Here is a 14,112-nt window from a genome sequence, read left to right on the forward strand (position 1 = left end):
TCTGACCGCACTTTTAAAGTGCGGTTGTTTTTTTCGTAAATTTAACGAGAAATATTATGCAAAACTCCACCTTATACCCAACCGTTTATGTACTTGGCAACGGACAACTCGGCAGAATGTTACGTTACGCAGGCGCACCTTTAGATATTTATGTTGAACCCTTAGCCTTCAATGCGCCAGTTTTTGACTTACCTGAAAATGCGATCATCACGACGGAAATTGAACGCTGGGAAAAAACGCCTTTGACTGAATTACTCGGCAATCATAAAAACTTCGTTAATCAACATATATTTGGATTATTGGCCGATCGTTTTACTCAAAAATCCTTGCTTGATGAGCTGAATCTTTCTACCTCGCCTTGGTGTTTATTAAAAGATAAAACGCAATGGGATGATATTTTCCAAACTGTTGGCGAGAAAGTTGTCGTTAAACGTAGAACAGGCGGATATGATGGACGTGGTCAATGGATTATCAGCGATGAAAATAAAGCGGACATCACTGATGACTTATTCGGTGAAGTGATCGCAGAAAAATTTATTCCTTTCGATTATGAAGTTTCTATTGTAGGCGCAAGATTTAAAAATGGCGAAAAGCGTTTTTATCCCGTTACACATAACCTACAACAAAACGGTATTTTGCGTTACAGTGTAGTTGATAGTGCTTTTCCTCAACAATCTGCACAACAAAATCAAGCAGAAGCCATGCTCAGCAAAATTATGGATAAATTAGGCTATGTGGGTGTAATGGCAATGGAATGTTTTGTTGTAGGCGACAAATTACTGATTAACGAACTTGCGCCTCGCGTACATAACAGTGGACATTGGACACAACTAGGATGCTCGATTAGCCAATTTGAATTACATTTACGTGCGCTACTCGATTTGCCAACGCCTGACTTACAAACTTTCGCTCCAAGTGTGATGGTGAATTTAATCGGCACAAAACATAATCCAAAATGGCTTAATACACCGTTTGCACAACTTCATTGGTACGGTAAAGAAGTCAGAGCTGGGCGTAAAGTTGGGCATATTAATCTTTCTCATCCTAATAAAGCGGTCATTGTTCAACAATTAGAAATACTCCGCACTGAGTTACCAGAAGATTATCAATCGGGATTAAATTGGGCGATTGAAAAACTAAAATAATGCAAAAAATGACCGCACTTTTTGATGAATATTTAAAAATATCAAAGTGCGGTTAATTTTTATAAAAATCTTTCTTGATAAAATAAAACGGCTGAAGTATAAAACTATCCACCACACAACACATACATAAGGAAAAGCTATGTTTGAACATATCAAAGCGGCACCAGCCGATCCAATCTTAGGCTTAGGTGAAGCATTCAAATCTGAAACGCGTGAAAATAAAATCAATTTAGGTATTGGCGTTTATAAAGATGCACAAGGTACAACCCCGATTATGCGTGCAGTAAAAGAAGCAGAAAAACGCTTATTTGATAAGGAAAAAACGAAGAATTATCTGACTATCGATGGTATTGCGGATTATAACGAACGAACAAAAGCACTACTTTTCGGTAAAGATTCTGAAGTCATCAAATCTAATCGTGCAAGAACAGTACAAAGTTTAGGCGGAACGGGTGCATTACGCATTGCGGCAGAATTTATTAAACGTCAAACCAAAGCACAAAATGTGTGGATCAGCACACCAACATGGCCAAACCACAATGCTATTTTCAATGCTGTGGGCATGACGATTCGTGAATATCGTTATTATGATGCTGAACGTAAAGCCCTTGACTGGGAACATTTACTTGAAGATTTAAGCCAAGCAAGCGAAGGTGATGTGGTGCTTTTACACGGTTGCTGCCACAACCCAACCGGTATTGACCCAACCCCTGAGCAATGGCAAGAATTAGCTGCGCTTTCAGCAAAAAATGGCTGGTTACCACTCTTTGACTTTGCTTATCAAGGTTTAGCCAATGGCTTAGACCAAGATGCTTACGGTTTACGTGCATTTGCAGCAAATCATAAAGAATTATTAGTGGCGAGCTCATTCTCTAAAAACTTTGGTCTATACAATGAGCGTGTAGGTGCCTTTACCCTTGTGGCTGAAAATGCAGAAATTGCTTCAACCGCATTAACACAGGTGAAATCAATTATTCGTACACTCTACTCTAACCCTGCATCTCACGGTGGCGCAACGGTCGCAACCGTATTAAATGATCCACAACTTCGCCAAGAATGGGAAAATGAATTAACTGAAATGCGTGAACGTATCAAAAAAATGCGTCACTTATTCGTTCAGTTATTAAAAGAATACGGTACAGAACAAGATTTCAGCTTTATTATGGAACAAAATGGTATGTTCTCTTTCAGCGGTTTATCACCTGAACAAGTTGATCGCTTAAAAGATGAGTTTGCGATTTACGCTGTTCGTTCTGGTCGTATCAATGTGGCGGGTATTACGGAAGACAATATTCGTTATTTATGTGAAAGCGTTGTGAAAGTGCTTTAATTCATAAAAAGCAAAAGTGCGGTTAAGTTTAACCGCACTTTGTCATTACCACTTCTCTAACGCTTCTTTGTCACTCTCTCTTGCTTCAATCCAACGTTCACCTTGATTGGTTTGTTCTTTTTTCCAGAATGGGGCTTTAGATTTTAAGAAGTCCATAATAAATTCGTTGGCATGATAAGCATCACCTCGGTGAGCAGAACTGATGCCGACTAAAACAATTTCATCGCCAGTATGCAAAAGTCCCACACGATGAATCACAGACACTCTCTGGATATCCCAACGGGCTTTTGCTTGTTCTACAATTTCACGTAAGGCTTTTTCTGTCATTGCGGGATAATGTTCTAAGTATAAGCTGGATACCTCATCGCCTAAATTAAGATCGCGTACTTTACCCACAAAAATAACCGTTGCGCCAACTGAATGTTGCTCAGATAGCCATTGATAAACAGCATTTTGATCAAAAGGTTGTTCTTGTACTGAAATTTGAATATCCGTCATTTAGCCCCCTGTTACCGGTGGGAAAAACGCAATTTCATCCCCATTTTTGACCGCACTTTCTAACGGCATCAAAGTTTGATTAATCGCTACTAAAAGCTTCCCTTTTTCAAGTGCCAATGCCCACTTATCACCTTTTTGAGCAAGGTGTTCACGCACTGCTTCCGCTGTCTCAAAATCCCCTTCAAGCTGAATAGAATCTTCCCCAATTAATTCACGTGTTTGAGCAAAAAATAAAACATTTAACATCTTATTTTTCCTCCGCAATAAAATGACCGGATTTTCCACCGCTCTTTTCTAACAGACGTACGTACTCAATTACAATGTCTTTTTGTACGGCTTTACACATATCGTAAATGGTTAAGGCTGCCACACTTGCAGCGGTTAATGCTTCCATTTCTACGCCGGTTTTACCGGTTAATTTGCAAAGAGATTGAATACGAACTTGATTGGTTTCAAGTAACGGTTCTAAATTCACTTCTACTTTAGAAAGTAACAATGGATGGCAAAGTGGGATAAGTTCCCAAGTACGTTTTGCCGCTTGAATACCTGCAATACGTGCTGTAGCAAATACATCGCCTTTGTGATGTTTGCCTTCCACGATCATAGCAAGGGTTTCTTTTGACATAGTAACGATGGCTTCAGCACGAGCTTCACGAACGGTCTCTGCTTTTGCAGAAACATCCACCATATTGGCTTCGCCTTGAGAATTGATATGCGTAAATGTAGTCATAATAAAATAAAGTGCGGTTAAAATATTAAATGTTTTACATGTGTGATGAAAGCAAAATAAGTGAATAGTAAATTCACCTATTTTCTTTTAGCCACCGATAGAGGCTAAATGATTTCTTACGCCGCTATCACCGATATGCAAATAATGATGTTCACGTTTGCCTTGCAGTGCAGAAAAAATACGTGCTTGCAAAATATCTTGCTGTTCATGGGATTGCAATAAATCACGTAATTCAATGCCTTCTTCGCCGAATAAACAGAGATGAAGTTTGCCCTTCGCTGACACTCTGAGACGATTACAGCTTGCGCAGAAATTCTTTTCGTAAGGCATGATTAAACCAATTTCGCCAGCATAATCAGGATGTGTGAAGACTTTTGCAGGACCATCTGTATGGGATTTATGCTGTAATGTCCAACCATTTTTCAGCAATTTATCCGCTAAGACTTGTCCTGAAAGATGGAATTTATCAAAGAAACTATCCATTTCGCCCGTTTGCATGAGTTCGATAAAGCGCATTTGAATTGGGCGATCTTTCACCCAAACAAGGAATTGTTCAAACTCTTTGTCATTCAAATTTTTCATCAAAACTGAATTAACTTTGACTTTGTTGTAGCCCACCTCAAATGCACGATCGATACCACGCATCACGTCATCAAATTTATTGATACCTGTAATTTGATGGAACATTTTCGGATCAAGGCTATCAACACTGACATTAATAGACGTAATCCCTGCTTTCTTCCAATCAGCCACATCTTTTGCCATGCGATAGCCATTTGTCGTGACAGCTAATTGACGGATTCCATCAATATTAGCAATGCTTTCAGCAATAGAAATAAAATCTTTGCGTAAAGTCGGTTCGCCACCCGTTAAACGGATTTTCTCTGTGCCCATTTCAGCAAACGCTTGAGCAAGATGGGTAATTTCTTTTAAGGTTAAGAAACTTGGTTTGTTAGCTTCGGGTTGATAACCATCAGGTAAACAATAGGTACAACGAAAGTTACACTGATCGGTAATCGACAGTCGTAGATAGTAATATTGACGTTGGAAAGGATCGACTAAGCGAGACTCTCCTACGTTTTTAATAGGAATGGATTGCATTTTACACCTTTCTAAATATGGAGAGGATAAACCGTTTCCAGCGTATCCCTGAATAACGTACCGCGTTATTGGCTTGCCACCGTATTTCTTGTGAAACTTAGGCTAAACAAGCTCGGAGTTATGCGTTAAATTTAATTTTTCGCCATTCTAAAAGATTTCACTTTGTAAACACAATCAATAATATTGATGAAAATCAGTATTTTCCTAAATTCTTAAAAATCAATTATATAAAAAAATACATAATGAAATTAAAGTTGCCTCATTAGTGATAATTAATCCTATTTATGTAAATAACCATCAATTTTGAACTGATTATTATGAGGTATTTTTATTGATTTAAATCATAATTTAATCAATAAATAAATCGCCCTACTTTTCATAATCAGAAAAATATCCTACTATTTTTATCGGATTTATTTTTACTTAATCAATATAGGAGTGATTTATGTCTTTTGCCCAACAAAAACTTAGCGAACTCGCTGTTTCAATTCCAGGTGCAACTAAAATTTTTCGTGAATATGATTTAGATTTTTGCTGCGGAGGTTCTGTATTATTAGAAGTCGCAGCAAAACAAAAGAATCTTAACCTTGCTGAAATTGAAAAACGTTTAACTGATTTACAACAAAGTAAAGCAGAAAATAACGATAAAGATTGGACTTCGGCATCTTATGCAGAGATGATCGATCACATTATTACTCGTTTTCATAATCGCCACCGTGAACAACTCCCAGAATTAATTACATTGGCGGAGAAAGTTGAAAATGTACATGGTGATCGTGATGACTGCCCTGTCGGCGTAGCCGCACAATTAGAAAAAATTTATGCTGAACTTAGCCAGCATTTAATGAAAGAAGAACAAATTTTGTTCCCAATGATCAAAATGGGAAATTATGCAATGGCCTCAATGCCAATTCGTGTAATGGAAATGGAACACGATGAAGCTGGGCAAGATGTGGAAGTAATCAAATCGCTTACTAATAACTGCACGCCACCAGCAGATGCTTGTTTCAGTTGGAAAGCCTTATATAGCGGTATTAATGAATTTATTGATGATTTAATGCATCATATTCATTTGGAAAATAATATTTTATTTCCACGTGTATTAAACGAAAAATAATTTAATATTCGTCAAAAAATAACCGCACTTTAATCTATTCCGAAAAACAAACTAAAGTGCGGTCATTTCCACAAAAATTTTGAGTTGGTCGATAAGCCGAGTTCTGTCGTGGACAATCATTCCTCTAGGCGACAAATTACTCTGCCGCTCAAGCAACCTACCCGAATCCAGAGCGGGCCACTCATTGGATTCCTATTTGGTCTTGCTACGAGTGGAGTTTACCCTGCTGCCAACCGTTACCGGAGGCACGGTGCGCTCTTACCGCACCCTTTCACCCTTACCGTTTACACGGCGGTCTGCTCTCTGTTGCACTGGTCGTCGGCTCACGCCGCCCGGACGTTATCCGGCACTCTGCCCTGTGTAGCTCGGACTTTCCTCTCGTTTACTTGTCCCACTAGGTCGTATAAATACGGTTAAGGGCTTCAATAAACCAGCGATTGTCTAACCAACTCGGCGCGTAGTATAGGGGCAATCACTAGTGCGGTCAATAAAATCCCCAATTTTTGAATATTTCTCATCAATCTTATCAACAATAATGCCTAATTTTTCATTCGTATTTTTTTATGATTCCGCTAAAATAGCGCCAATTTCAACCGCTCTTTTAGGAAAAAGAATGAACTATCTAAAAATTGCACAGGATTCCCTTGCAGTGGAAAGCAACGCACTTTTGCAACTCAGCCAGCGTTTAGGCGAGGATTTTAATCAAGTCGTCGATTTAATCCTTGCTTGCGAAGGACGATTAGTCATCGGCGGGATAGGGAAATCTGGTTTAATCGGTAAAAAAATGGTGGCTACCTTTGCCTCTACGGGCACACCAAGTTTCTTTTTACATCCGACTGAAGCCTTCCACGGTGATTTAGGAATGTTGAAACCAATTGATATCGTGATGTTAATTTCCTATAGCGGTGAAACCGATGATGTCAATAAACTGATTCCAAGTTTAAAAAATTTTGGTAATAAAATTATTGCTGTGACGAGTAACAAAAATTCCACGCTCGCACGCCATGCAGATTATGTTTTAGACATTACTGTTGAGCGTGAAGTATGTCCAAATAATCTCGCGCCAACAACATCCGCACTTGTAACGCTGGCACTTGGCGATGCACTCGCCGTATCACTCATTACGGCACGCAATTTCCAACCAGCTGACTTTGCTAAATTCCATCCAGGTGGCAGTCTTGGTCGTCGTTTATTATGTAAAGTGAAAGATCAAATGCAAACTCGCCTACCAACAATTTTACCGACCACCAATTTTACTGACTGCCTCACAGTCATGAATGAAGGGCGAATGGGCGTTGCCTTGGTGATGGAAAATGAACAACTCAAAGGCATTATCACGGATGGCGATATTCGCCGCGCACTTACAGCTAATGGTGCAGAAACGCTGAATAAAACAGCCAAAGATTTTATGACAAGTTCACCAAAAACTATTCATCAAGACGAATTTTTATCCAAAGCAGAAGACTTTATGAAAGCGAAAAAAATTCACTCGCTAGTCGTTGTTAATGATGAAAATCACGTAGTGGGTTTAGTGGAATTTTCAAGCTAAGGAATCCCAATGCAACAAAAATTAGAAAACATTAAATTTGTCATTACTGATGTAGACGGCGTACTCACCGATGGACAACTTCATTATGATGCCAATGGTGAAGCTATCAAAAGCTTTCATGTACGAGATGGTTTAGGCATAAAAATGCTGATGGATGCAGGTATTCAAGTGGCTGTGCTTTCTGGTCGCGACTCCCCTATTTTACGTCGTCGCATTGCTGATCTTGGTATTAAATTATACTTTCTTGGCAAACTTGAAAAAGAAACCGCTTGTTTTGAACTCATGAAACAAGCAGGCGTCACTGCCGAGCAAACCGCTTATATTGGCGATGATAGCGTAGATCTTCCTGCTTTTGCCGTTTGTGGTGCATCTTTTGCTGTGGCTGATGCCCCTATTTATGTGAAGAATGCCGTTGATCATGTACTTTCCACCCATGGCGGCAAAGGTGCCTTCCGAGAAATGTCCGACATGATTTTACTGGCACAGGGAAAATCTTCTGTGTTTGATAGTGCTCAAGGTTTCCTAAAATCAGTGAAAAACATGGGACAGTAATAACTCATTCGTCAATGTTATTGCTCAATAAAAAATAAAGTGCGGTTAATTTTCAAGGAGTTTTAAAATCTCTCAAAAATCAACCGCACTTTTGTATTTATAACGATCCCATACTCTTTAACAAGACTCTTTCCTAAAATACTCATAGAACTGCGGTAAGAGTTGCGTAATCAAATTTAATTGCTGATACGGTAAACTAAAGACGGCGCGTTCTTCTGCCGTCATTTCTTGTTTTTCCAATTCTTTTAAATGTGTTTCAATACGTTCTTGCTGTTGGTTAAAAATAGCTTCGGGTATTTCTTCAATGTGTTCTAAGGTATAGATAATTTTCTTTGCTACAGGATAAAAACCAGATAAAAATTGTGCGGTCTGTTGCAAATTTTTCATTCTGTCGCGATAAGCGCCAAGGGCCGAAATATAGCTTAATAGAGAATAATTCAGTTTGAGTAAATCAAAACCTTTCTGTAAATATGCCTTATATTTCACTGGCTCATTATTCATATTAGAAAGTGTTGTACTCAGTGCGGCTGCATATTGATGTGCATTACGACGTGCTATGCGATATTTAAGATCGTCACTTTTACCAAATTGCAATTGGCTAATGATATGCAACAAATACACCGCATCACTACGCAATGCCTGATGGCTCACTTTATCAAGTTGCAAATATTTCCAATCGGGCCATAAGTAAGATACGGCAAACCATGAAATCGCGGAACCAAGCAAAGTATCGAGTAAACGAGGCATTAAAGCAGCTGCCGTATCAAATCCCATGACATCAAAACTCAGCAAAACTTGTAGTGTGATGAAAAAGGTTGAAAAGCTGTAATTATTACTACGGAAGAAAAAGAATAGCGTACTTGTAAGCACCACAAGACCCAGTTTTAATTCTAAGGTTGGATTTAAATAAGGTAATAATGACCCCACCACTACACCTAATATCGTGCCAATAATACGCTGACGTAAACGGACTTTAGTTGCTGAATAGTTTGGCTGACACACAAATACAGTGGTCAATAAAATCCAATAACCAAGGTTAAATTGAAAAAACTCAACAATTGCACAGCATAAAAATACCACGATAGATAAGCGTACTGCATGACGGAACAACGGTGACTCAAAAGTAAAATGGCTAAAAATCACTGCACTTATATTTTTTAACCCAGTGATTTGTTCCGTATGAATTTGAGCTAATTGTTCTGTATCCGTCGTTTCTTGTGCCAATTGGCGAAGTTGCCAGTTAATACTTTGTAAATTATCTAACAAAGTTTGGATATCAATCAGTTCATCTTGATCATTGAGATGTTGTGCTCGATATAGCTCAAAGGAATGCAATGTGCCTAAAAGTGCACGTTCGACACGTTCATTAAAATGATAGGGTTTATTTTCATGCAAACTCGCGGTGATTTCTTTACAGGATTGTGCTTGTAGCTCTAATAAACGTTGAATACGGAAAATCAAATCTGTATTTTTTAGTTTTTCCGTTATTTGTTGATAATCAAAATACGTAGAATTGGCGCGCTCATGAATGTCTTGCGCGGCAAAATAGTAACGTAACATTCTCTGGGTGCGAGGATGGCGATGTTGTCCTCTAATACGGTAAAAAAGTGCGGTACGCACAATATTAAATGCCGTGACAACATTCGCATTTTTCATTGCAAAATTGAGGTGTTTTTTTTCAATCTCAGCCACTTCGTCAGGATCAAAAAAGCAGGATTTGGTATCTAAATATTCGCCCAACGCACAAAACGCTTTAGCGACACTTTCTTGCACGGGGCGATTTGGGAAAAACAGGTAAACAATCAAAGTCACCACGCTATACAGCAATGTACCGCATAAAATCATTACGGGATTAATAAACCATACATTTCCTTCAGGCACATAAGTCAGCGTGGTATAAAGCGCAACCACTAATGAACCAAACGCAATCGTGCTATAACGCTGCCCCACGGCGCCAATCATGGTGAAAATAAATGTCAGCACCGTCATTAACACAATATATTGGATAGGCTTACCGATATGTAACTGCACAATAAAGGATGAAATGGAAAAGGCAATGAGCGTAAAAAATACGTTTTTCAATCGTCCAGTTAAACGGTTATCCAAATCCACCAAACCACCTGCAATAATCCCTAGAATCAAAGGCATTGATTGCGAAGAAATATCAAAAGCCCATATTCCTACTGCCGCAATATTTACAGCAATAAAAACAGGAATCGCAGCGATTACTTTGGCATTTAACCGAATATTCATTTCAAATCCTTATCAAAATAGAAAAGTGAGCAACAAGGCTCACTTTTTATTGTATGAAGTGCGGTAATTATTTATGGGATTTTGCCCAATTTAAGAAACGTGTTTGAGTTTCTTTATCAGCTTGTTGGAACCAATACTGGAGCTGTTGCTCTGCAACGTTTTCACCTTGAACAACCACTTTACCTTTATTCGCTTTTGCATTGCTTGCTGGAGTAGCGACCATTGGGCTAGCAGCTGTGGTTGCAGCAAATGCAGAAACAGATGCAGTTGCACCAGAGGCATTATATTCAGCAAGATCATTCACCACATTAGCACTTGGGAATAAACCTTCTTGTTTTAACACATCTACTTTCGCTGAAATGGCATTACCTGATTTTGTTTTTACGCTAATGCTTGGCATCTCATTGAATTTATCGCTTTCAGAACGACTACGAATAACTGGCGCAGAAATAACAAGATCCTCTGTGCTACCTTGGAATGTCACAATTACTGGATTAGATTCAAAAAGGGTTTGGCTAGATCCAGAACCAATAATTTCACTTAAACGAACAACAACCTGATGGTTTTGGGTGTCATTTACAGCAAAGGTTTTAGCATCCTTTGCAAGAGATTTAGATGCCTTTTGACCATCAATGGCTAAAAGCTCAAGGTTAGATGAAGTAGAAACCATGCCAGCAAAAGTCGCTGTGCTAGCACATAATGTTGCAAGACCTAATACAACAGCACGTAATTTCATAATTGCTCCTTTGGTATAAATGAAATTCTTGCCTATGCTATGCTAAATCAGGAAAAATGAAAATAAAAAAGTGAGAATTGGTTTAAAAACCTTTGTTGTAATAGCACAAATACTCACAATATTTTATCATATTGATGTCTAGCCTAGTCACAACTAGTAAAAAGCACAATGTAATCTATTAAATATCAATAGGAGTAACAATGTTAAACGATATTTTAACTGGCTATGGAATTTTTATTCTGGAAATTTTGACAATTTTATTACTCATTCTTGCTATTGTTGGTTTGGTAATTTCTTATCGTCAACATAACAAATCTAAAATAGGGGAATTAGAAATTAAAGATTTATCTGAAGAATTTGATCATCAAGTTCGTGTATTGCGTGATTTTAATCTTTCAGAAGAAGAGCTAAAACAGCAAGCGAAAGCAGAGAAAAAAGCCGAAAAACAAAAGGCTAAAAAACGTAAAGAGAAATTAAAAAAAGGTGAAATCTTAGATGACGAAAAGAAAAGCCGTGTGTATGTCTTAGATTTTCATGGTGATATTTCAGCATCAGAAACGACCGCACTTCGCGAAGAAATTTCAGCAATCTTAAATGTAGCAACACCAGAAGACGAAGTATTATTACGTTTAGAAAGCCCGGGCGGTATTGTTCATGATTATGGGTTTGCAGCCTCTCAGTTGTCTCGTTTGAAACAAAAAGGCATAAAATTAACCATGGCTGTAGATAAGGTTGCCGCAAGTGGCGGTTATATGATGGCTTGTGTAGCAGATAAAATTGTATCTGCGCCTTTTGCTGTCATTGGTTCTATTGGCGTCGTAGCACAAATTCCAAACGTTCATCGTTTATTGAAAAAGTATGATGTTGATGTAGATGTGATGACTGCGGGTGAGTTTAAACGCACAGTAACTGTATTAGGTGAGAATACCGAAAAAGGTAAACAAAAATTTCAACAAGAGTTGGAAGAAACACATCAATTATTTAAACAATTCGTCTCACAGAATCGCCCTTGTGTAGATATTGATAAAATTGCTACTGGGGAACATTGGTTTGGCCAACAAGCAATCGACTTGAAATTAGTCGATGAAATTTCAACCAGTGATGATTTAATTTTAGAAAAAATGAAAGAAAAACATGTGTTAAGTGTGAAATATCGATTGAAAAAATCATTGATCAAAAAATTAGGTCGCCAGGCTGAAGAAAGTGCGGTAAATATTGTTCATCGTTATACCACAAAGCCGTCAAATAATTTTATACACTAAAATAGATACCTTTACATTACTTTACAAAAAAGAAAGCTAGTTCACTAATTTTAGTATTTACAAGGCAATTCTTTGCTATTAGTATATGCGGCCGAAACTTTGACAGTTTTATAATATTTAATTCGTGAAGTTTAGTTATCCTCTTTCCAAAGAGTTATTGACAAATAAAAGGTAAAACAAATGAAATTATCTCGTATTTTATTATCAAGCATTGCTATTGCAACTGTTGCCGCTTGTGGCAACTTAAGCAAAGTGACTGACGCAGGTACCCCAGAATATAAAGACGTAAATGGTGAACAAGTTCCTCAATTAGTATGGCCTAAAATTGATTCAGCGAAGTTCAATCATGATGGTAGCCAATTTGGTACTTGGCCAAACTGGGATAATGTACGCATGATTGAAAATGGTATGAACAAAGATCAAATTCGTCAATTAATTGGTGATCCACACTTCACTGAAGGCTTGTATGGTGTATCTGAATGGGATTATGTATTCAATTATCGTGAAAATGGCACCCACAAAATTTGTCAATATAAAGTATTATTTGATAAAAACCATAATGCGCAAAGTTTCTTCTGGTATCCAAACGGTTGTAACGGAAATTCAGCATTCAATTTGAGTGGCGACTCCTTATTTGATTTTAACAAAGATACTTTAACAGCTCAGGGTAAGAAGGTAGTTGATAGTGTTGCATCTCAATTAAAATCTACTGGTGCGAAAGAAGTTAAAGTTGCTGGTTATACAGATCGTTTAGGTTCTGATGCTTACAATTTGGATCTATCTCAACGTCGTGCAAATACCGTTAAAGCTCGTTTAGTTGAAGATGGTGTAAATTCTCTAATTACTGCTGTAGGCTATGGTAAAAATCCTCAAGTAAAAGCTTGTGAGGGTATTAATGGACAAGCGTTAAAAGATTGTTTACGTCCTAATCGTCGTGTTGAGATCACTGCCTCTGGTTCTGAATTAAAACTACAAGAAGGTGGAAAATCTAACGGTGGTACTCAAGGTCCAGTAAAACTATACCAAAAATAATTGATATAGAACGTCAAATAGTACTCTACTCACATAAATCAAGTTGAGTATTGTTAATTCAGATATTGCGCAGCTAATCATTTAAATGATTAGCTGCATTTTTTATTCATATCTAACAAAACGTGAAAATCTCAATTTTCTCTTTCTCCTACCCCAAATTTTCTATTGTTATCGTTCCTATAAATGAGGATAATAGCCGACTTATACACAAGGCAGAAAGCAATGACACACTATATTTTATTAATTATCGGTACTGCGCTGATTAACAACTTTGTATTAGTGAAATTCTTAGGACTTTGTCCTTTTATGGGCGTATCCAAAAAAATTGAAACCGCAGTGGGAATGGGACTAGCAACAATGTTTGTATTAACAGTTGCCTCCCTTTGTGCATATTTAGTTGATCATTATATTCTTATTCCCTTAAATGCTACTTTTTTACGCACATTAGTATTTATTTTGGTTATTGCCGTAGTTGTACAATTTACCGAAATGGTGATAAATAAAACTAGCCCAACACTATATCGTTTACTTGGAATTTTCTTGCCTTTGATAACCACAAACTGTGCAGTTCTCGGTGTCGCATTATTAAATGTAAATCTTGCTCATAATTTAACGGAGTCTGTCGTTTATGGTTTTGGTGCATCTCTTGGGTTTGCACTTGTATTAGTGCTTTTTGCTGCGCTTCGTGAACGTCTTGTAGCTGCCGACGTACCTTTAACTTTCAAAGGTTCATCTATCGCACTTATCACAGCTGGTTTAATGTCTCTCGCATTTATGGGATTCACAGGGCTAGTGAAGTAATAACAT

Annotated in this window: 14 protein-coding genes, 1 other RNA gene and 1 riboswitch; of the genes, 8 read left to right on the forward strand and 7 right to left on the reverse strand. The window is 37.8% G+C overall.

Annotation, left to right across the window (positions count from 1 at the left end):
- Positions 1 to 56 precede the first annotated feature (56 nt).
- The gene (gene purK / locus DV415_RS05785; protein WP_118790455.1) at positions 57 to 1,145 is read left to right on the forward strand and encodes a 5-(carboxyamino)imidazole ribonucleotide synthase; all 1,089 of its coding nucleotides are present in this window, start codon (positions 57 to 59) and stop codon (positions 1,143 to 1,145) included.
- 139 nt (positions 1,146 to 1,284) lie between these two features.
- The gene (locus tag DV415_RS05790) at positions 1,285 to 2,475 is read left to right on the forward strand and encodes an amino acid aminotransferase (RefSeq protein WP_118790454.1); all 1,191 of its coding nucleotides are present in this window, start codon (positions 1,285 to 1,287) and stop codon (positions 2,473 to 2,475) included.
- Positions 2,476 to 2,520: 45 nt separating this feature from the next.
- Here DV415_RS05790 and moaE read toward each other — a convergent pair whose 3' ends face one another.
- From moaE to moaA, 4 genes are all read right to left on the reverse strand, one after another.
- Entirely contained in the window at positions 2,521 to 2,973 is a 453-nt protein-coding gene (moaE, locus tag DV415_RS05795) for a molybdopterin synthase catalytic subunit MoaE (protein ID WP_005631888.1), read from the reverse strand.
- Positions 2,974 to 3,219, reverse strand: coding sequence for a molybdopterin synthase sulfur carrier subunit (gene moaD / locus DV415_RS05800; protein ID WP_118790453.1), 246 nt, complete (start codon positions 3,217 to 3,219; stop codon positions 2,974 to 2,976).
- Position 3,220: 1 nt separating this feature from the next.
- Positions 3,221 to 3,703 (reverse strand): cyclic pyranopterin monophosphate synthase MoaC, encoded by a 483-nt coding sequence (moaC, locus tag DV415_RS05805; protein ID WP_118790452.1) that lies wholly within the window; start codon positions 3,701 to 3,703, stop codon positions 3,221 to 3,223.
- Between the two features lie 87 nt (positions 3,704 to 3,790).
- Complete coding sequence (moaA, locus tag DV415_RS05810) at positions 3,791 to 4,804, reverse strand: GTP 3',8-cyclase MoaA (protein WP_118790509.1); 1,014 nt, start codon at positions 4,802 to 4,804, stop codon at positions 3,791 to 3,793.
- Positions 4,793 to 4,934: riboswitch (molybdenum cofactor riboswitch) on the reverse strand. Its footprint overlaps the gene before it by 12 nt.
- Before the next feature lie 315 nt (positions 4,935 to 5,249).
- On the opposite strand from moaA, the gene ytfE reads away from it, so the two are divergent.
- A complete protein-coding gene (gene ytfE, locus DV415_RS05815; RefSeq protein WP_118790451.1) occupies positions 5,250 to 5,921 on the forward strand; it encodes an iron-sulfur cluster repair protein YtfE in 672 nt (223 codons plus the stop codon).
- Positions 5,922 to 5,997: 76 nt separating this feature from the next.
- On the opposite strand, the gene rnpB is transcribed toward ytfE, so the two are convergent.
- Positions 5,998 to 6,374: RNase P RNA component class A (gene rnpB / locus DV415_RS05820), an RNA gene on the reverse strand.
- Between the two features lie 160 nt (positions 6,375 to 6,534).
- Here rnpB and DV415_RS05825 point away from each other — a divergent pair.
- Both DV415_RS05825 and DV415_RS05830 read left to right on the forward strand, forming a co-directional pair.
- The gene (locus DV415_RS05825; protein WP_166635712.1) at positions 6,535 to 7,470 is read left to right on the forward strand and encodes a KpsF/GutQ family sugar isomerase; all 936 of its coding nucleotides are present in this window, start codon (positions 6,535 to 6,537) and stop codon (positions 7,468 to 7,470) included.
- A gap of 9 nt (positions 7,471 to 7,479) precedes the next feature.
- Positions 7,480 to 8,022: a KdsC family phosphatase gene (locus DV415_RS05830; protein WP_074030153.1), complete on the forward strand. Its 543-nt coding sequence runs from the start codon at positions 7,480 to 7,482 to the stop codon at positions 8,020 to 8,022.
- 117 nt (positions 8,023 to 8,139) lie between these two features.
- Here DV415_RS05830 and yccS read toward each other — a convergent pair whose 3' ends face one another.
- The gene (gene yccS, locus DV415_RS05835; RefSeq protein ID WP_118790449.1) at positions 8,140 to 10,275 is read right to left on the reverse strand and encodes a YccS family putative transporter; all 2,136 of its coding nucleotides are present in this window, start codon (positions 10,273 to 10,275) and stop codon (positions 8,140 to 8,142) included.
- Positions 10,276 to 10,342: 67 nt separating this feature from the next.
- Positions 10,343 to 11,011, reverse strand: coding sequence for a curli polymerization inhibitor CsgI-related protein (locus tag DV415_RS05840; RefSeq protein ID WP_118790448.1), 669 nt, complete (start codon positions 11,009 to 11,011; stop codon positions 10,343 to 10,345).
- Positions 11,012 to 11,211: 200 nt separating this feature from the next.
- Here DV415_RS05840 and sohB point away from each other — a divergent pair, with 200 nt between their 5' ends.
- From sohB to rsxA, 3 genes are all read left to right on the forward strand, one after another.
- Positions 11,212 to 12,273, forward strand: coding sequence for a protease SohB (gene sohB / locus DV415_RS05845; protein ID WP_118790447.1), 1,062 nt, complete (start codon positions 11,212 to 11,214; stop codon positions 12,271 to 12,273).
- 180 nt (positions 12,274 to 12,453) lie between these two features.
- On the forward strand, positions 12,454 to 13,305 hold the full coding sequence (locus DV415_RS05850; RefSeq protein ID WP_114909199.1) for an OmpA family protein: 852 nt from the start codon (positions 12,454 to 12,456) through the stop codon (positions 13,303 to 13,305).
- A gap of 222 nt (positions 13,306 to 13,527) precedes the next feature.
- Entirely contained in the window at positions 13,528 to 14,106 is a 579-nt protein-coding gene (rsxA, locus tag DV415_RS05855; RefSeq protein WP_065250466.1) for an electron transport complex subunit RsxA, read from the forward strand.
- Positions 14,107 to 14,112 lie beyond the last annotated feature (6 nt).

This window comes from Haemophilus haemolyticus, from assembly GCF_003490595.1.
Classification (GTDB): Bacteria; Pseudomonadota; Gammaproteobacteria; order Enterobacterales; family Pasteurellaceae; genus Haemophilus; species Haemophilus haemolyticus_L.

Coding starts and splice junctions, on each gene's coding strand:
- purK (WP_118790455.1), top strand. CDS start 57: ATGCAAAACTCCACCTTATACCCAACCGTTTATGTACTTGGCAACGGA.
- DV415_RS05790 (WP_118790454.1), top strand. CDS start 1,285: ATGTTTGAACATATCAAAGCGGCACCAGCCGATCCAATCTTAGGCTTA.
- moaE (WP_005631888.1), bottom strand. CDS start 2,973: ATGACGGATATTCAAATTTCAGTACAAGAACAACCTTTTGATCAAAAT.
- moaD (WP_118790453.1), bottom strand. CDS start 3,219: ATGTTAAATGTTTTATTTTTTGCTCAAACACGTGAATTAATTGGGGAA.
- moaC (WP_118790452.1), bottom strand. CDS start 3,703: ATGACTACATTTACGCATATCAATTCTCAAGGCGAAGCCAATATGGTG.
- moaA (WP_118790509.1), bottom strand. CDS start 4,804: ATGCAATCCATTCCTATTAAAAACGTAGGAGAGTCTCGCTTAGTCGAT.
- ytfE (WP_118790451.1), top strand. CDS start 5,250: ATGTCTTTTGCCCAACAAAAACTTAGCGAACTCGCTGTTTCAATTCCA.
- DV415_RS05825 (WP_166635712.1), top strand. CDS start 6,535: ATGAACTATCTAAAAATTGCACAGGATTCCCTTGCAGTGGAAAGCAAC.
- DV415_RS05830 (WP_074030153.1), top strand. CDS start 7,480: ATGCAACAAAAATTAGAAAACATTAAATTTGTCATTACTGATGTAGAC.
- yccS (WP_118790449.1), bottom strand. CDS start 10,275: ATGAATATTCGGTTAAATGCCAAAGTAATCGCTGCGATTCCTGTTTTT.
- DV415_RS05840 (WP_118790448.1), bottom strand. CDS start 11,011: ATGAAATTACGTGCTGTTGTATTAGGTCTTGCAACATTATGTGCTAGC.
- sohB (WP_118790447.1), top strand. CDS start 11,212: ATGTTAAACGATATTTTAACTGGCTATGGAATTTTTATTCTGGAAATT.
- DV415_RS05850 (WP_114909199.1), top strand. CDS start 12,454: ATGAAATTATCTCGTATTTTATTATCAAGCATTGCTATTGCAACTGTT.
- rsxA (WP_065250466.1), top strand. CDS start 13,528: ATGACACACTATATTTTATTAATTATCGGTACTGCGCTGATTAACAAC.